Source organism: Ruegeria sp. BF8 (genome assembly GCF_056538625.1).
On sequence record NZ_JBQFTL010000001.1, the window covers coordinates 763,315 to 780,813 of the forward strand.

Consider the following 17,499-nt stretch of genomic DNA (forward strand, 5'->3'; position numbering starts at 1 on the left):
AAACGGGATCAGGCGGTCGGGTTGTAGTCAGCCAGTCGCTTTCCGGGCTCGTCCGCAAATATCTCGGGCAGCGGTGTGACGCTTTCGATCAGGTCGATGCGGAACACGCGGAAGGCGTCGCGCAGCTCGCACCAGGCGGTTAGGGTCCAGACCCGGCCCCAGTATTCCATGTGCAGGGGGCGGATCGTGCGTTCGGTCAGGGTTCCGTCGATTCGCCGGTAGGTCAGCCGCAGCTTCTGGCGCGATTTGATGGCCGCCCGGATCGGAGCCATATGCGCCAGCCCGCGCGCGGCATCGGCAAAGGGGTAGACGGCGAATTTCCACGCATCCGCCTCGGCCACCACCTGGGTGGGCAGTACCGCGTCGATCTTGGCGGCCAGCGACTCGGCGGCGGCTTTCAGGTCGGGGTCGGCGGCCTCGGCCACGATCGCCATGCCGAGGTTCAGGGCCTCAAGCTCGGCCGGGGTGAGGTTCAGCGGGGGCAGGGTGATCTGCTCGCGCACCATGTATCCCACGCCGCGTTCACCCTCGACCGGGACGCCCGACGCCACCAGCGTGTCCATGTCGCGATAGATGGTGCGGACCGAAACCTCGAGCCGGTCCGCGATGTCCTGCGCGCGGTGCAGTTTGCCGTCGCGCAGGATCTGGATGATGTCGAACAGGCGGTCAGTGCGGCGCATGACACGCCGTCCGGACCGCGATCAGGCGGTCATGTTCCATAGCACTTTCTCGTGACGCATCTGGATGCTGGCGGGGTCGATGGCCGCCATCAGACCGGCGGCAAAATCCTGCTGCGGGAACTGCGCGGCGGCGTCCTGCGCGGCCTTCATGTCGGTCCAGATGACATAATCGGTCCAGCGGCCATCCTCGCCCTGGCTCAGCTGTCGGTGGGCAAAGCCCGGGGCCGCGCGCACGAAGGCCTCGGTCGTCTGGCTGAGCCTGACGAACTCCTCCGGCGTGGTGCCATCGGCGAGGGTGAAGGTGACGATTTCAGCAACATGGGTCATGTGAGTCTCCGTTGACCAGGTTTCGATGCCCTGTTCCTAGTCGCCTGCAACTGACATAAACCTGTCAGTAGAGAATTGCCAGCCCGCAAAAAGCGCCCGAGCGGCCCGGATTTGAACGCGGATTTGACTTGCGTCACTTTTTTCGGCTGCCCGGTGGGCGTAGACAGGCTTCCAGATCACATTCCCGGCGCGGCGCGCCGACGTAGAAGGAGAAGAGACATGCTCAACAATATCGGCCTTCCCGGCCTGCTGCTGATCGCCGTCGTGGTGCTGGTGCTGTTCGGCCGCGGCAAGATCAGCTCGTTGATGGGTGAAGTGGGCAAGGGCATCACCGCATTCAAGAAAGGCGTCAAGGACGGTACCGAAGAGATCGAACAGGACGCGTCCGAGCTGGCCAAGGATGTCACGCCCGAGTCCGACAAAGACAAGGTCTAATCGCCCATGTTTGATCTGGGCTGGACCGAGCTTCTGGTCATCGGCATCGTTGCCCTGATCGTCGTGGGGCCCAAGGACCTGCCGGTTCTGTTCCGCAATGTCGGACGGTTCGTCGGCAAGGCCCGCGGCATGGCGCGCGAGTTCTCAAGCGCCATGAACGAGGCGGCCGACCAGGCGGGCGTGAATGACATAAAGAAAGGACTGGACGCGGCCACCAACCCGGTGGGCAGTGCGATGGACGGCGTCAAGCAGGCGGCCCAGGACATGGCCAAGAGTATGGACCCGACCAAGTTCGACCCCGACAGCGAAACCGGCAAACTGGCCGCTGAGCGCGCCGAGCAGGCCAAGAAGATCCAGGCCTCTACCGCCCGTGCGGCTGCCGAGCGCAAAGCGAAAGAAGCCGCCGAGGCCCTGGCCAAGGCTGAAGAGGCCGAAGCCGCGCTGAGAACCGAAGGCAAGACATGAGCAAGACCGACGAGATCGAAGATACCTCGGCCCCCCTGATCGAGCATCTGGCCGAGCTGCGCACGCGGCTGATCCACAGCGTCGTGGCATTTTTGATCGGTATGATCATCTGTTTCACGGTAGCCACGCCGATCTTCAACTTTCTGACCCAGCCCCTGTGCGATGTTCTGTCCGAGCGGGGACAGGACTGCGACCTGATCTTCATTTCGCCGCAGGAGGGCTTCTTCGTGGCGATCAAGGTCTCGCTCTTGGGTGGGTTCATTCTGGCCTTTCCGTATATCGGTATGCAGATGTGGCGGTTCGTGGCGCCGGGGCTCTATCGATCCGAGAAGAACGCCTTCCTGCCGTTCCTGCTGGCCTCGCCCTTCATGTTCCTGCTGGGCGCGAGCTTTGCCTTTTACGTGGTCACGCCGCTGGCCTATGACTTCTTCCTTGGGTTCCAGCAATTCGGGGCCGAGGGTGAGGCCTTAGCGGATGGTGCCACTGCGCCGCTGAGCGTGGTTTTCCAGGGTTCGGCACAGGAATACCTGAACCTGACGATCAAGTTCATCGTGGCCTTTGGCCTGTGTTTCCAGCTGCCGGTTCTGTTGACCCTGATGGGCAAGGCCGGGCTGGTCAGCGCCGAAGGCTTGGGCGCGGTGCGCAAATATGCCGTGGTGGGCATTCTGGTTCTGGCCGCCATCGTGACCCCGCCGGACGTGATCACCCAGATCATCCTGTTCGTCGTGGTCTATGGCCTGTACGAGATCTCGATCTTCCTGGTGGCCCGGGTCGAGAGAAAGCGTGAAGAACAGCTGCGGGCCGAAGGCTACTATGACGATGAAGAAGCCGCCGATGATGCGATGATGGACGAGTTTGACGCAGAAGACGGCAAATAAACCCGAGCAGTAAATGGGGAAGGGCGTGCCTTGGCGGGTGCGCCCTTTCTTCATGCGGGTCTTGTTGGCGGCCCGTGAACGTGGTTGAAATCGGCCGCAAGACTTCGGAGGACCCATGGACGACCAAGCCCTGAACCGCATCGCCGACGCTTTGGAGCGCATGGCCCCGGCGCCGCTGGCCGCGCCTGATTTCTCGGCAGCCCCCGCCTTTGTCTGGCACATCGGGCCCGACCGGCTGGAGCCGGTGCACCATGTCAACCGCGTCGATCTGGATCTGTTGGTGGGCATCAACCGGTCGCGCGATACGCTGCTGGACAACACGCGCCGCTTCGCCGCCGGGTACAAGGCCAACAACGCACTGCTGTGGGGTGCCCGCGGCATGGGCAAGTCCAGCTTGGTCAAGGCGGTGCATGGGACCCTTCAGCCCGAGTTTCCCGACCTGAAGCTGGTCGAACTTCAGCGCGAGGACATGGGCTCGGTCGCGCGGTTGCTGAACCACCTGCGCGCCGCACCTTACCGGTTCATCCTGTTCTGCGATGACCTGTCGTTCAGCCATGACGACCAGCACTACAAATCGCTGAAGGCCGTGCTGGACGGCGGGATCGAGGGCCGGCCCGAAAACGTGGTGTTCTATGCCACGTCAAACCGCCGCCACCTGATGCCGCGTGACATGATCGAGAACGAACGCTCGAGCGCGATCAACCCGTCCGAGGCGGTCGAGGAAAAGGTTTCGCTGTCCGACCGGTTCGGCCTGTGGCTGGGGTTCCACCCCTGCGATCAGGACGAATACCTTGCGATGATCGACCGGTATTGCGCGGCCTATGGCGTCAGCGTCGATGCCGACGTTCTGCGGGCCGAGGCGATCGAATGGCAGGCCACGCGCGGCGCGCGTTCGGGCCGGGTGGCGTGGCAGTTCTTTGTCGATCTGGCTGGCCGTCAGGGCGTCCATATCGAATGAAAACGGCGCCCGTATTGGGCGCCGCTGCATGTGTCAAAGGATCTGACCGAAAGGTCTCAGCCCAGCATGGACAGCAGGCGCGCTGCCTCGTCCGAGGGGCTGGCCAGCTTCGACCGGTCCTCACCGGGGAAGAAACGCGCGCGCAGGGCTGTGGCCATGGGCTCGGGCTGCAACACATAAACCTTCGGCCCGGTGCGCACGGTTTCGGCGGCCCAGCTGCGCGCCATGGCGATCTGCGCGGCCTTGGTTGCACCATAGGTGGCGCAGAACTTCTCGCCCGCGCGGGGATCGTCAAAGAACACGGCCTGTCCAGCCTCACCCAGCAAGGGCGCGACATAGGGGATCAGCACCGAAGTTGCCGAGGCGTTCACGTCCACGGACTTTTGCCAATCCTTGGGGTCGATGAAATTTGCGGGCGTCAGCGGTGCGGTGTGGATGGCCGTATGCAGCCACAGGTCCAACTTGCCCCAGCGGTCATGGATGCCCCGGCACAGCGTGGCCATGGCATTGGGGTCGGCGATGTCCATCGGCGCCAGGGTGGCCGCGCCCCCTTTGGCCTTGATGCGGTCATCCAGGTCTTCCAGCCCGCCGGTGGTGCGGGCAACGGCGACGATGTGATACTCGGGCGCCAGCGCCTCGGCCAGAGCGGCACCAAGGCCGCGCGACGCGCCGGTGACAAGTGCGATTTTGATCTGATCGGTCATGCGCGGGGTTTGAACCCAAGCGCGCAGCCCGTCAAGCCCGGATCAGCTTCCGGGGATGGCGATGCGCTGGGTCCGGCCGCTTTGTCGCAGCATGATGCCGTCTTTGTCGATGGCCACGATCGTGCCCGAACCAAAACGGCTGCCGGTCTTGACCTCTTTCACCCGTCCAGACGATGAGCGCATCAGGGCGCGCATGTCGTTCTGCGGGCCAAAGACGCCCAGGACGGTCGTACCATTCTTGCTGAGCGCGCCCTTTTGGGTGGCCGCGCTGTCGACTCTGGGATTTGCCATGTAAACTGGCCGGCCCGGTGGCCCGGCCTCCGTGTGATTGCGTGAGTGAGCAGCCGGTTGGCTAGCAGAGCCAAAGGAGAAGGAAAAGCCGGTGCAGCAGGTGTCGGCCATGTTTCGCCACGCCGATCCGGCCCATGAAAAAAGGGGCCCTGCGGCCCCTTTGAGAAGTCTCTGAATTTCGGCCTTATTCGGCCGCCGGTTGCATCTTGAACCCTTGTTCAACCATGTCCGCCGGAGTGACGGGATACTCGCCCGAGAAACATGCATCGCAGTATTGCGGGCAGTCCTTGCTGCGACCCTGCGATTCGCCGACCGCCCGGTACAGCCCGTCCAGCGAGATGAACTTGAGGCTATCGACCGCCAGATGCTTGGTCATTTCTTCCTCGGTCATCGTGGCGGCCAGCAGCTTTTCGCGCTGTGGGGTGTCCACGCCGTAGAAACAGGGCCAGGCCGTGGGCGGCGAGGCGATGCGGAAATGCACCTCTTTCGCGCCGGCATCCAGGATCATTTCCTTGATCTTGCGGCTGGTCGTGCCGCGCACGACCGAGTCGTCGACCAGTATCACCCGCTTGCCCTCGATCAGGGCGCGGTTCACGTTCAGCTTGAGCCGCACGCCCATATTGCGGATCTGTTCGGTGGGTTCGATGAAGGTGCGGCCCATGTATTGGTTGCGGATGATCCCCATCGCATAGGGGATGCCCGACTCCAGCGAGTACCCAATGGCCGCGGGCGTACCGCTGTCTGGCACGGGGCAGACCAGGTCCGCGTCGACGGGGCTTTCCTTGGCCAGCTCGCGCCCGATGGCTTCGCGTGTCTCATAGACCGAGCGTCCACCCAGAATCGAGTCTGGGCGCGAGAAGTAGACATGCTCGAAGATACAGAACTTGCTGGGTTGCCGGCGGAACGGGAAGTGGCTCTCAACACCGTTCTGGGCATTGATCACAACCATTTCGCCGGGTTCGATCTCGCGCAGGAATTCGGCACCGATGATGTCCAGGGCACAAGTTTCCGAGGCCAGGCACCAGCCATCGCCGATTTTGCCCAATACCAGCGGGCGCACACCCAGAGGATCGCGGACGCCGATCAGCTTCGTGCGGGTCATGGCGACCACCGAGAAGGCACCCTCGACCCGGCGCAGCGCGTCCTCCATCCGTTCGGGGATGTTGCGCTGTAGCGAGCGGGCCATCAGGTGGATGATGCATTCGCTGTCGGACGAACTCTGGAAGATCGAGCCGCGCTCGATCAGCTCGCGCCGCAGGGCATTGGCGTTCGTGATGTTGCCATTGTGCGCAATCGCGGCGCCGCCCATCGAAAACTCGCCGAAGAATGGCTGTACGTCACGGATGGCGGTCTGGCCCTTGGACCCGGCCGTGGAATAGCGCACATGGCCGATCCCGATAGGCCCGGGCAGGCTTTCCATCACGTCGGACGAGGTGAAATTGTCGCGCACATAGCCAAATCGACGGGCCGAGTTGAAGCCGAGTTCAGGATCATGGGTGACGATCCCGCCGGCTTCCTGCCCGCGGTGCTGCAGGGCATGCAGACCAAGAGCAACGAAATTGGCGGCATCTTTGACGCCGACGACCCCGAAAATCCCGCATTCCTCGCGGAGCTTGTCATCATCGAACGGGTGGGCGGGGGGCATCTGCGGGCTATGCAAGACAGGCAGCTCCGATTCCATGGCGAGTTGGCCCTCACATAATGCCTAATGCCCCCCATGTCACCAAAGGATCATAATTCGTTTTGCCGCAGGCCGGGTTTCTGGTTTGATGGGGCCGCGAACATGAGTGTTTCCCGTGTTTTGAACGCGCTGCGTGGCATGACGCCGGCAGCATTTGACCGAGGGCAAAACAGGTATGTGGCAGGGACGACCGAGCCAGAAAAAGGACGAGCACGTCAAACGCCGGTGCCATCGGTGCCGCGGAATGGGACGTGCACCTTGCCAGATATGCAATGGCAAGGGCGAAGTCCTGAAGGGTCGAGATCACTTGGGCAAGCCCCAGTTCAGCCGGTGCGACGGATGCTTTGGCCTGAAAACCAACCGCTGCTCGGTTTGTGGGGGCGAAGGGTTCGTCTGACCCTCTGACAAAAGAAAAGCCCGGCTGGCCGCCGGGCTGCTTCGTTTTGCTTGGCTGGTAGCTGTTACTGCCCCTGAGAATCCGCTGTGCAGGATGCAACAAGCTCTTCGTACTGGGTGGTCACCCAACCCAGGGCGGCCTCGGGGTTCTGCTCTTCGATCCTGTCGCTGAACTGCTCGAATACCTTGGCCGAGCGGCTTTCATCGACGATCGTGTAGGACTGGCCGGTCATCACGGTGTCGTAGACAAAGAAGGCGATGGCAACCAGCAGAATGCCGCGGGCGATGCCGAAGAAGAACCCCAGCGCCTGATCCAGCCCACCCAGCGCCGAGCGCTGTACCAGGGACGAGAACAACGGGGTGAAGATGCTGACCACGATCAGCGCAATGGCAAACACCGCGGCAAAGCCCGTAATCACCGACAATTCGCAGCTGTCACGCAAGAAGTCTCCGACCACCGGGATTTCCTTGACCAGCGGCACGGCTTGCGGTGCAAAGATGAAGGCCAGAACTGCGGCGGCGACCCAACCTGCAATGGCCATGACCTCGCGCATGAAGCCGCGCGAATAGGCCAGAATCCCCGACAGCACGATGATCAGGGCAACGAGCCCGTCAATTATTGTAAAACCTTCCATGGCCCTCGCCTGTTCTTTTTCTGCCCCTCGAGGCGCGACTTTAACCTGCTCCGAAGGTTTCGCCAACAAACCCAACCAAATCAGAGGGTCGGGTGAGTGTCAGACCTGCCACAGTACCGGTTTTGCCGCCTGCCGGAGCAATTGCTGCTGTGAAACCAAGTTTTTGCGCTTCTTTCAACCTGTTTTCGGTCTGCGGCGCTGGTCTAAGTGCCCCGGATAGCGAGATTTCTCCGAAAACCACGGTGTCGGCGGGCAGGGCGGTGTCCTCGCGCGCGCTCAGCAGGGCGGCAGCCACGGCAAGGTCGGCCGCGGGCTCGCTGATCTTCAGGCCCCCGGCCACGTTCAGATAGACGTCGAGCCCCGCAAAGGGGATGCCGCAGCGCGCTTCGAGCACGGCGAGGATCATCGCAAGCCGTCCGCTGTCCCAGCCGACGACCGTGCGGCGGGGCTGTGAATGGGGCGAGGGCGCGACCAGCGCCTGCAGTTCGACCAGAACCGGCCGGGTGCCCTCGATGCCTGCGAAAACGGCCGAGCCGGGGCTGGGTGTGCCGCGCTCCGACAGAAACAGGGCCGAGGGGTTGGTGACCTGTGCCAGACCCTTGCCCGTCATCTCGAACACGCCGATCTCGTCGGCGGGGCCAAAGCGGTTCTTGACCGCGCGCAGGATGCGGAACTGGTGGCCGCGCTCGCCCTCGAAATAGAGGACGGTATCGACCATGTGCTCGACCACGCGGGGGCCGGCGATCTGGCCTTCCTTGGTGACATGGCCGACCATGATGATGGACACGCCGTGGCGCTTGGCAAAGCTGGTCAGTTCGTGCGCGGCGGCGCGGACCTGACTGACCGATCCCGGTGCGCTGTCGACATTGTCCGCCCACATGGTCTGGATCGAGTCGATGATGGCCAGGCCGGGTTTCTCGGCCTCGAGCGTGGTGAGAATGTCGCGTAGGTTGGTCTCGGCCGCCAGTTGAACCGGCGCGTCTTCAAGCCCCAGACGGCGCGCGCGCATGCGAACCTGGGCGCTGGCTTCCTCGCCCGAGACATAGATGGTTTTTAGCCCTGACCGGGCAAAGCGCGCGGCGGCCTGCAACAGCAGGGTGGATTTGCCGATGCCCGGATCGCCGCCCACCAGCAGGGCCGAGGCCGGGACCAGCCCGCCGCCCAGGACACGGTCCAGTTCCTCGACGCCGCAGACTGTGCGGGGCGGCGGGGCCTCCTCGGTGGAGAGGTCCGTCAGGGTGACGGCCTGGCCCCGTTTGCCGCCCAGCGATTTCTTGGCCGGGCCTGCCGACAATGGGGCCTCTTGAACTATGGTGTTCCACTCGCCACAGCCGTCGCAGCGGCCGGACCAGCGGGAATGCGAGGCGCCACAGGCCGAGCAGGTGAAAGTCGTCGTCTTTGCCATGGCGCAATTCGTGCCCGAGCTTGCGCGGTTCTTCAAGCCCTTCCGGTGTTCAATCCGGACTGACGGGCCGCGGCGTCAGGCCCGGGAGGGCCATCCTTCGCGGCTGATGCTGCCGCATCTGGTGAGTGAGTGGCTATTCGGCGGCGCGGGGCGGGGGCATGGCGATGACGCTCGATGCGGTCGGGTCGCTGTCGTCCGGCGGTGTCTGCAACTGGGCTGACAGCTCGGGCAAAAGCTCGAACAATTCCTCGCGCAGGCGGGCCAGTTGCGCCTTGGCGATGGACTCCTCGATCTCGATGTCGCGGGTCCATTGGCGCAATTCATGCTGTATGGTCTGGGCGTCTTCGATCCGTTGCTGGAACAGTTCGACCTCTTCCTGCCGCTGTTGCAGGAACGCCCGCGCTCGGGCAACTTTGGCCGCGCCGTAAATCTCGGCCAGTTCGTGGCTGACCTGGCTCATCTGCGCGGCCAGTTCAAGGATCTCGGGCTCCAGCGATTGCAGGTCGGGGTGATCGCGCAGGAAGGCCATGCGTTCCTTTACCGCGTCGAATTCCGAGGCCAGCGCGAACACGCCGCTGCGGTCGGCCGCATGGGCGATCTGGTAGGCATCGACCACGTCCTGCATCTGCAGCGAGAACTTCCGATGCGCGTTTTCCAACGCCATCATGCGCGCGCTGGAGGGCAGATAGAAGGCGAGCATCAGAACCAGAGCGGTCAGGCCGATCTGGATGTAGACGCCGGCGTTCGGAATGTCCTGCCCGCCCAATCCAGCCTGCATCGTCAGCCAAGGCCAGACATTCACGGCGGCAAGCAGGGTGGCGGATACGGCAAACAGAGCGGCGGCGCAAATCAGGAAAAAAGTCAGTCGCAGGAATACGTTCTGGAAATGAATTGAAATCGAATGGAGGGCGGCCATGGCAGTCCTACTCCTTTGGAAACCGGCAAAACCGGGCCCGGGCGGAGTATCCATCAAACGTGCAAGACGGTCCGCGTCGGACCCTGAAACAAAAATGACTTGGCTGCTCGAATACTGGCCATCATAGCCAGAAATGCGTTTTCAATCAATCAGGTCCGGAGGTTTCGTGAACCAAGTTTCACTTCGGTAACGTATCCCAGCGCGATCGACGCAAGGATGCAGCCGGTGAAAAGGTACAGGCCCCACGCTGTTTCGATCGTTGCGTATGAGATGCCCTTGGCCAACGTGATGTAGAGCGCGATGAGGAAGATATCGGCCATGGCGAGCTTGCCCATGATGTTCAGCGCGGGTTGGACACGCGGGTCCAGCAGGTCCCATTGGACCAGCGCGGTGCCGATGGTTTTGATGTACGGGGCGAACAGGGCAAAGACGGTGACGACCAGCGCGAGGAAGATGTCGGATTTCCACAAGGACTGGAGGCCGGTGATGACGCTGATCTCGCTGAGGCCGAAGATCGGCAGCAGGCCCGCGCGCATCAGCGGGGCGAACCACGCGATGGGGTAGAGGATCAGGAGCGAGAGGGTGGCGAGGCGGAGGGTCATTATGCTTAAATCGTAGGGTTTATGGACGACGCTTTCTTCGACTGAACGATGTGATAACGTGTACAAGTGAAGTCATATAAAGTCATTCGGCAAGGAGATAATTTCTATGCCCGCCTATTTGGCGTTCAAGTCGGTGGTTGATCCTTCCGATTGCGATTTCCTTGGGCACATGAATGTATCCAGGTATTTTGCAGCATGTTCAGATTCCGTTTTCGCCATGCAGGCAGAAATGGGTTTGACGGCAGACGATATGCGGAGCGGTAGGCGGCTTTCCTTCGCAGTGGTGAATATCAACAGCGACTTCCGGCAGGAACTTGGTTCGGGCGAAGCGATCCAAATGGAGAGCGAAATTCTGGAAATTGGAAAGAAATCCATGACTTTCCGCCACACGCTTAGAAAAGTAGCGGACGGTGAAACGGTTTTCACCGCTGTGTTTAAATGTGTTTTGCTGAACTTGGAAACACGCCGGGCTGAGGTGTTGCCCGGTGATGTTTCAGAAAAAGCGAAACTGTGGATGGATGTAGAATAGACCTACCGCACCGCCTCAATCGGCCCTTCCGCACTCCCACTGATGAACTGTTCGACATAAGGATCGCCGGAGGAATCCATCTGGCTGACCGGTCCGGTCCACTGGATCACCCCGTCATGCAGCATCGCCACGTTGTCGGCAATCGCGCGGACGGAGCTCATGTCGTGCGTGATGGTCATTGCGGTGGCGCCCATTTCGGTCACGATCTCGCGGATCAGGTCATTGATGACGCCCGACATGATCGGGTCCAGCCCCGTAGTGGGTTCGTCGAAGAAAATGATCTCGGGTTCGGCGGCGATGGCGCGGGCCAGACCTACACGTTTCTGCATGCCGCCCGACAGTTCGGACGGGTAGAGATCTGCCACCTTGGCGCGCAGGCCCACGCGGCGCAGTTTCTCGATCGCGATTTCACGTGCCTCGTCCGTCGGTCGTTTCAGCGAGCCGCGCAGCAGGCGGAAGGCCACGTTCTGCCAGACGGGCAACGAGTCAAACAGGGCCGCCCCTTGGAACAGCATACCGAACCTGGCTAGAAAGGCGTCTCGGTCACCGGTCTGGGCGTCCTGCCCATCGACGAAAATCTTGCCGCTGTCGGGTTTGATCAGACCAAGGATGCATTTCAGCGCCACGGATTTTCCGGTGCCCGAGCCACCGATGATCACCATGGACGTGCCTTTGGCAATCTCGAGGTTCATGCCCCTGAGCACGTGGTTGTCGCCGAAGGCCTTGTGTACGTTCTCCATCCGGATCATAGCGAGAAGAACACCCCCGTGAGAACGAAGTTGGCGGCAAGGATCAGCACAGCGGCGGCCTCGACCGAGCCCTTGGTTGCGCGGCCCACGCCTTGCGCGCCGCGCCCCGAATGCATGCCGAAATAGCAGCCCATGATGGCCGCGATCATGCCGAACGCCGCTCCTTTGACCAGCGAGGACAGGATGTCGAGCGGCTCGAGGAAATCGACCGTGTTTTTCAGATAGGCTGCCGGGTTGAAGCCGAGGTTCTGCGTCGCCACGGCGTAGCCGCCCGCGATGCCGATGATGTCGCCCACGGCAACCAGAACAGGGACGGTGATCAATGCGGCCAGAACGCGCGGGGCCGCCAGGTATTTCATCGGGTGGGTCGACAGGGTGACCAGGGCGTCGATCTGCTCGGTCACCTTCATTGTGGCGATCTCGGCGGCGATCGACGAGGTGACGCGCGCCGCAATCATCAGGCCGACCATGACAGGACCCAACTCGCGGACCATGCCGATGGCCACGATCTGGGGCACGACGGCTTCGGCGTTGAAACGCGCGCCGCCGGCGTAGATCTGAAGCGCCAGCGCGCCGCCGGTGAATATGGTCGTCAGGCCTACGACCGGCAGCGACAGCCAGCCGATGTTCAGCAGAGCCATGCCCAGTTCACGCGGGTAGAACGGCGGTCGAAAGATGTGTGACAGAGCATCCAATGCAAACAGCGCCACGCGGCCGAACGCCGCCAGCAGGTTCAGGACCGCGCGGCCCAGTTCGCCAAGCCATGCGAGTGGATTCATTCGACATAGCCCCGCGAATAGCGGCTGCCGAGAGAGGTCAGGATCTCGTACCCGATGGTGCCCGCGGCCTCGGCCAGGTCGTCCACCGTCTGATGGCCGTTCAGAATGCGCAGACGTTCGGGCGTGTGCGGCAGGTCGGTGACGTCGACGGTGATCAGATCCATCGAGATGCGTCCGACGACGGGGCAGGGCAGGTCGCCGGCGAAGGTGTCGATGCCGCCACCGATGGCGCGGTGCAGCCCGTCGGCATAACCCGCGGCCACGGTTGCGATCCGCGAGGGGCGCCGGGCTTTCCACGTGTTGCCGTAGCCGACGGTTTCTCCGACTGCTAGGTCGCGCACCTGTATCACCGGCAGATCGACGGTGACCACAGGTTTGGCGCCCGCAAAAGGCAAGCCGCCATACAGGCCGATGCCGGGCCGACAGAAATCAAAGTGGAATTCCGGCCCCAGCAGAAGGCCACCGGTGGCCGCCAACGAACGCGGAGCTGATACGCCATCGGTCATCTCGCGGAAGGTTTTCAGCTGTTGCCGGTTCATGGGATGGTCGGGTTCGTCCGAACAGGCCAGGTGCGACATGACCACGACAGGGTTCAGCGCCTCGGCCCGGCTGCGCAGAGCGGCCCAGTCGGAAGGCTCCAGCCCGAGGCGGTTCATGCCACTGTCCAACTGAATCCCGAACGGATGGACCGGCAGCGCCTGCAGGTGGCGTTGGAATTGCTCGGGCGAGTTGATCAGCGGCACAAGGTCGTGATCGCGCAACAGGTCGGCGTCGCCCTCCATATGGCCTGAAAAGACGCAGATCAGCGGGCCGGGGCCAATCGCCTGACGGACGGCGGCACCTTCCTCGGCAACGGCGACAAAGAACTTGCGGACGCCTTCTTCGGCCAGCGTGTTGGCGACAGGTCCGGCGCCCAGACCATAGGCGTCGGCCTTGACCACGGCTCCGGTCTCGACATCGGTTTTTGCGTCCAGCGCCCGCCAGTTACTGGCCAGCGCATGAAGGTTGATCGTCAAACGTGCAGTACTCATGACCCGTTCATGACATTGCGCCGCACGAGGTCAAGGGGGAATGCGCTGCAAACGCGCGTAAAGTCCTTGCCATGGGCGGCTTGTAGCCGGGTTGCGCAGGTCCGGGCGGGCTTGAACGCGGGCAAGACAGCCTGCCAGCATTGTCCGCCTATCCGGGCCAAAACCGTTGGCTGATCCAGATCGTTCATCCGGCGCATTGGGCCGCGGCACATGGATTCGGGCCTGATGGGCTTAGTAGCCTTCGATCTGGCCACCCTGCTGCCAGGGTTTGACAAGGTTGCCAAATCGGGTGAACTGCGCCTCGAAGGACAGCTCGACCGTGCCGATGGGGCCGTGGCGCTGCTTGCCGACGATGACTTCGGCCTTGCCGTGCAGGCGCTCCATCGCCTGCTTCCACTCTTCCATCTTCTCCAGCTCGTGATCGCCGGGCTTTTCGCGCTCTTTGTAGTATTCCTCGCGGAACACGAACATCACCACGTCGGCGTCCTGCTCGATCGAGCCGGATTCGCGCAGGTCGGACAGCTGCGGGCGCTTATCGTCGCGGTTTTCCACCTGACGCGACAACTGCGACAGGGCGATGACGGGAATATTCAGCTCTTTCGCGATGGCCTTCATGCCCATCGAGATCTCGGCGATCTCGTTCACGCGGTTGTCGGACATGCCGCGGCACAGCTGCAGATAGTCGATGACCAGCAGGTCCAGCCCATGCGTCCGCTTGAGCCGCCGCGCCCGGGCCGCCAATTGTGAGATCGGTAGAGCCGGTGTGTCGTCGATGTAAAGCGGACAGGCTTCCAGCGCTTTGGCCGCATCGACGAAACGGCGGAACTCGTCCTCGGTCATGTCGCCTTGACGGATCTTGTGGCTGGAAATTTCGGACGCCTCGGCCAGAACCCGTCCGGCCAGCTGCTCGGCGCTCATTTCCAGCGAGAAGAATCCGACGACGCCGCCGTCCACCGCACCCTCGGTGCCATCGGCGCGCTGACCCCGCTTATAGGCTTTGGCCACGTTGAACGCGATGTTGGTCGCCAGCGAGGTCTTACCCATCGACGGACGCCCGGCAAGGATGATCAGGTCCGACGGGTGCAACCCGCCCAGCTGTTTGTCCAGATCGACCAGCCCGGTCGAAATCCCGGCCATGCCGCCGCCGCGCTGATAGGCCTCGTTGGTGACATTCACCGCCTCGGTCACGGCCTTGAGGAAGGATTTGAACCCCTGTTCGGTCTGGCCCTGTTCGGACAGCTTGTAGAGCTTTTGCTCGGCCTCGACGATCTGTTCCTTGGGCTCACTGGCCACTTCGACCCGCGCGGCCTTGTCCGAGATGTCGCGACCAAGCCGGATCAGTTCGCGCCGGATCGCCAGATCATAGATCATCTGGGCATAGTCATGCACGGCGAAGGCGCTGATCGAGGCCCCGGCCAGCTTGACCAGATAGGCCGGGCCGCCGAGTTCCTTCAAACCCTCGTCCTCGGCCATGAAGGATTTCAGCGTCACCGGCGATGCCAGCGCGTTCTTGGCGATGCGCGCGGCGGCGACCTCATAGATGCGGGCATGGACCGGGTCATAGAAATGCTCGGGCCCGATGATCGAGGCGACCCGGTCATACAGGTCGTTGTTGGTCAGGATCGCGCCCAGAAGCTGCTGTTCGGCCTCGATGGAATGCGGCATGGTCTCGGCGTTCTGAATCTGCGCCGCTGCCTGCTCGATACTGCTGATCTCGTTCATTGCTGCTCTCGCTGTCCCCATGGGACAAAGGTCATATCGCGGCCCCGTGAGTCGGGGCAAATTGTATGTTTTCTGGGGATATGCTGTGCATATCTTCCGCTCCTGCATCTTGCCGCAGGGATCGGTCATTCGTCAACATCTTGTGGATAGGTAGCAAGGCTGACGGCCAGTGTTTCCCGGCCGGCAACAATGGCTCGACAGTCAGCTCTTGTTGGCGTCCTGCCAGCCGCGCGGGTCGTTCAGGAAGGCCTCGACCCCGTCCAGCGTTTCGGCGTCGAACGTGCCCTGTGCCTTGGCCTCGGCCAGAACGTCCCACCAGGTGCACAGGTGGTGCAGTTGCACACCGTGATCGCCCAGCGTCTTTTCGGTTTCGGGGAAGATGCCATAATAGAAGATCACCGCCGTATGCCCACAGGTGGCGCCGGTTTCGCGGATTGCGTCCACGAAGGACAGTTTTGAGCCGCCGTCGGTGGTCAGGTCCTCGACCAGCAGCACGCGCTGGCCTTCGGTCATGGCCCCTTCGATCCGGGCGTTGCGGCCATAGCCCTTGGGCTTCTTGCGCACATAGGTCATCGGCAGGGCCATGCGCTCGGCCACCATCGCGGCGAAGGGGATGCCCGCGGTCTCACCACCGGCGATGTTGTCGAAGGCTTCGAACCCGGCATTCCGCATGACGGTGACCGTCAGGAAGTCCATAAGGGTCGACCGGATGCGCGGGTACGAGATCAGCCTGCGGCAATCGATATAGGTGGGGCTGGGCAGGCCACTGGCCAGCGTGAACGGCTCGCGCGCGTTGAAATGCACCGCCTTGATCTCCAGCAGCATCCGCGCGGTCAGGCGGGCGATTTCCGTGCTGTCGGGAAAGGAACTGGGGATCATGGCGGGACCTCGGCGCTGAAATGACGTTGCGGGCTGATAGCCTGCCGACCGGCCCGATGTCGAGAGGGGTTGGCGCAAAAGAAAAGCGGACCTCCCAAGAGGTCCGCTTGATGCCCGGATGGGCAGTCGAGTCAGCCAAGGTGGGCTTAGCTGCTCATGTCATAGGCCCGTTCGCCGTGGACCGACAGGTCGAGCCCGTTCGTTTCGGTCTCGGCGTCTACGCGAAGCGGGGTGACAAGCGCAACCACCTTGATCAGCACAAACGTGACAACTGACGTAAAGACACCCACGATCACCAGCCCGCCCAATTGCGCGGTCCAGGCGCCCAGGCCGAAGACGGCGATCATGATGGTGCCGAAAATGCCGCCCACGCCATGCACGGCGAACACGTCCAGCGTATCGTCGATGTTCAGCACGTTGCGGACCACGTTCACCGCCTCTTGGCACAGGATGCCGGCGACCGCGCCGATGATCAGCGCCTGAACCGGATCGACATAGCCCGAGGCCGGCGTGATCGAGGCCAGACCCGCGATGGTCCCGGTGACCAGACCGACCAGCGAGGCCTTGCCGTATTTGATCCGCTCCCACAGCGCCCAGCTGAGCGATGCGGTGGCGGCCGAGATATGCGTGACCGTCAGCGCCATGGCCGCGCCGCCATCCGCGGCCAGCTGCGAGCCGCCGTTGAAGCCGAACCAGCCGACCCACAGCATCGCGGCCCCGATCATGACGTATCCGGGGTTGTGCGGCGGGGTGGTGCGGTTCTTGCGCGGCCCCAGGACCCACGCGATGATCAGAGCGGCCAGACCGGCGGTTTCGTGCACCACGATGCCACCGGCAAAGTCGCGCACGCCAACCTCGCCCAGGATGCCGCCATCGGTCAGGATGCCACCGCCCCAGATCCAATGCACCACCGGCGCATAGCACAGCAGCATCCAAAGGCCCGAAAAGACCAGCACGAAACCAAAGCCCACGCGTTCCACATAGGCACCGACGATCAGGGCCGGGGTGATGATGGCAAAGGTCATCTGGAAGGCAAAGAACAGCACTTCGGGCAGGGTACCCGACAGGCTGTCGGCATCAACGCCGTTCAGAAACGCCTTGCCCAGCCCGCCCCACAGGCCTGAACCGCCGTCACCGAAGGCGATTGAATACCCCGCGACCAGCCACAGGATGCTCATCAGGCAGGCGATCGCGAAACAGTGCATGAAAACGCTCAGCACGTTGCGGGCGCGCACCAGCCCGCCATAGAACAGGGCCAGGCCCGGCAAAGTCATGAACAGGACCAGCGCCGTCGCGACGATGATCCAGGCGGTATCGGCTCCGTTCATTGGGCCGTTCTCCTCTTTCCTGAAGCTGCGCCAAGGGGCGCGGTGTGAGTGACGTGCCGTGGGTTCAACCGAACGGACGTCGAGGAAAAAAGAGGCGGGGTGCGAAAAA

At 62.7% G+C, this 17,499-nt stretch carries 20 protein-coding genes; 5 read left to right on the forward strand and 15 right to left on the reverse strand.

The window, feature by feature from the left end; all coding sequences use genetic code 11:
* Positions 1-8: 8 nt before the first annotated feature.
* Together ACR0LD_RS03820 and ACR0LD_RS03825 are read right to left on the reverse strand one after the other, a co-directional pair.
* On the reverse strand, positions 9-680 hold the full coding sequence (locus ACR0LD_RS03820; protein ID WP_170363332.1) for a helix-turn-helix transcriptional regulator: 672 nt from the start codon (positions 678-680) through the stop codon (positions 9-11).
* A 21-nt stretch (positions 681-701) separates the two neighbouring features.
* Positions 702-1,007, reverse strand: a complete 306-nt coding sequence (locus ACR0LD_RS03825) for a hypothetical protein (RefSeq protein ID WP_149774521.1) — start codon at positions 1,005-1,007, stop codon at positions 702-704.
* Positions 1,008-1,226: 219 nt separating this feature from the next.
* On the opposite strand from ACR0LD_RS03825, the gene ACR0LD_RS03830 reads away from it, so the two are divergent.
* From ACR0LD_RS03830 to ACR0LD_RS03845, 4 genes are all read left to right on the forward strand, one after another.
* Entirely contained in the window at positions 1,227-1,442 is a 216-nt protein-coding gene (locus ACR0LD_RS03830; protein WP_170338833.1) for a twin-arginine translocase TatA/TatE family subunit, read from the forward strand.
* A 6-nt stretch (positions 1,443-1,448) separates the two neighbouring features.
* Complete coding sequence (gene tatB, locus ACR0LD_RS03835) at positions 1,449-1,907, forward strand: Sec-independent protein translocase protein TatB (protein WP_170358981.1); 459 nt, start codon at positions 1,449-1,451, stop codon at positions 1,905-1,907.
* Complete coding sequence (tatC, locus tag ACR0LD_RS03840; RefSeq protein ID WP_170390335.1) at positions 1,904-2,785, forward strand: twin-arginine translocase subunit TatC; 882 nt, start codon at positions 1,904-1,906, stop codon at positions 2,783-2,785. The genes tatB and tatC overlap by 4 nt, the downstream gene beginning before the upstream one ends.
* A gap of 115 nt (positions 2,786-2,900) precedes the next feature.
* Positions 2,901-3,743: an ATP-binding protein gene (locus ACR0LD_RS03845; protein ID WP_480635655.1), complete on the forward strand. Its 843-nt coding sequence runs from the start codon at positions 2,901-2,903 to the stop codon at positions 3,741-3,743.
* 56 nt (positions 3,744-3,799) lie between these two features.
* Here ACR0LD_RS03845 and ACR0LD_RS03850 read toward each other — a convergent pair whose 3' ends face one another.
* From ACR0LD_RS03850 to ACR0LD_RS03880, 7 genes are all read right to left on the reverse strand, one after another.
* Positions 3,800-4,447, reverse strand: coding sequence for an SDR family NAD(P)-dependent oxidoreductase (locus ACR0LD_RS03850; RefSeq protein ID WP_480635656.1), 648 nt, complete (start codon positions 4,445-4,447; stop codon positions 3,800-3,802).
* 42 nt (positions 4,448-4,489) lie between these two features.
* Entirely contained in the window at positions 4,490-4,738 is a 249-nt protein-coding gene (locus tag ACR0LD_RS03855) for a hypothetical protein (RefSeq protein WP_093962257.1), read from the reverse strand.
* A gap of 184 nt (positions 4,739-4,922) precedes the next feature.
* Positions 4,923-6,383 (reverse strand): amidophosphoribosyltransferase, encoded by a 1,461-nt coding sequence (gene purF / locus ACR0LD_RS03860; RefSeq protein ID WP_170402710.1) that lies wholly within the window; start codon positions 6,381-6,383, stop codon positions 4,923-4,925.
* Positions 6,384-6,880: 497 nt separating this feature from the next.
* Positions 6,881-7,450 carry a CvpA family protein gene (locus ACR0LD_RS03865; protein ID WP_093962256.1) on the reverse strand — a complete coding sequence of 190 codons (570 nt, stop codon included), beginning with the start codon at positions 7,448-7,450 and terminating at the stop codon, positions 6,881-6,883.
* Positions 7,451-7,490: 40 nt separating this feature from the next.
* Complete coding sequence (gene radA, locus ACR0LD_RS03870; RefSeq protein ID WP_170358987.1) at positions 7,491-8,855, reverse strand: DNA repair protein RadA; 1,365 nt, start codon at positions 8,853-8,855, stop codon at positions 7,491-7,493.
* A gap of 133 nt (positions 8,856-8,988) precedes the next feature.
* Positions 8,989-9,771, reverse strand: a complete 783-nt coding sequence (locus ACR0LD_RS03875; RefSeq protein ID WP_480635657.1) for a DNA repair protein — start codon at positions 9,769-9,771, stop codon at positions 8,989-8,991.
* Positions 9,772-9,920: 149 nt separating this feature from the next.
* Positions 9,921-10,373, reverse strand: a complete 453-nt coding sequence (locus ACR0LD_RS03880; RefSeq protein ID WP_170338849.1) for a paraquat-inducible protein A — start codon at positions 10,371-10,373, stop codon at positions 9,921-9,923.
* 106 nt (positions 10,374-10,479) lie between these two features.
* On the opposite strand from ACR0LD_RS03880, the gene ACR0LD_RS03885 reads away from it, so the two are divergent.
* Positions 10,480-10,902: an acyl-CoA thioesterase gene (locus ACR0LD_RS03885; RefSeq protein ID WP_480635658.1), complete on the forward strand. Its 423-nt coding sequence runs from the start codon at positions 10,480-10,482 to the stop codon at positions 10,900-10,902.
* A 2-nt stretch (positions 10,903-10,904) separates the two neighbouring features.
* Here the strand turns inward: ACR0LD_RS03885 and ACR0LD_RS03890 are convergent, their stop codons facing one another.
* From ACR0LD_RS03890 to ACR0LD_RS03915, 6 genes are all read right to left on the reverse strand, one after another.
* Positions 10,905-11,651, reverse strand: a complete 747-nt coding sequence (locus ACR0LD_RS03890; RefSeq protein ID WP_170338853.1) for an ABC transporter ATP-binding protein — start codon at positions 11,649-11,651, stop codon at positions 10,905-10,907.
* Positions 11,648-12,430, reverse strand: a complete 783-nt coding sequence (locus ACR0LD_RS03895) for an MlaE family ABC transporter permease (RefSeq protein ID WP_170338351.1) — start codon at positions 12,428-12,430, stop codon at positions 11,648-11,650. Before ACR0LD_RS03895 ends, ACR0LD_RS03890 begins: the two co-directional genes overlap by 4 nt.
* The gene (gene alr, locus ACR0LD_RS03900) at positions 12,427-13,461 is read right to left on the reverse strand and encodes an alanine racemase (RefSeq protein ID WP_170372447.1); all 1,035 of its coding nucleotides are present in this window, start codon (positions 13,459-13,461) and stop codon (positions 12,427-12,429) included. The genes ACR0LD_RS03895 and alr overlap by 4 nt, the downstream gene beginning before the upstream one ends.
* A 231-nt stretch (positions 13,462-13,692) precedes the next feature.
* Entirely contained in the window at positions 13,693-15,183 is a 1,491-nt protein-coding gene (locus tag ACR0LD_RS03905; protein ID WP_170338856.1) for a replicative DNA helicase, read from the reverse strand.
* A 201-nt stretch (positions 15,184-15,384) separates the two neighbouring features.
* Complete coding sequence (locus tag ACR0LD_RS03910; protein WP_170358994.1) at positions 15,385-16,062, reverse strand: orotate phosphoribosyltransferase; 678 nt, start codon at positions 16,060-16,062, stop codon at positions 15,385-15,387.
* A 146-nt stretch (positions 16,063-16,208) separates the two neighbouring features.
* Entirely contained in the window at positions 16,209-17,390 is a 1,182-nt protein-coding gene (locus ACR0LD_RS03915) for an ammonium transporter (RefSeq protein WP_170370570.1), read from the reverse strand.
* Positions 17,391-17,499: the final 109 nt, after the last annotated feature.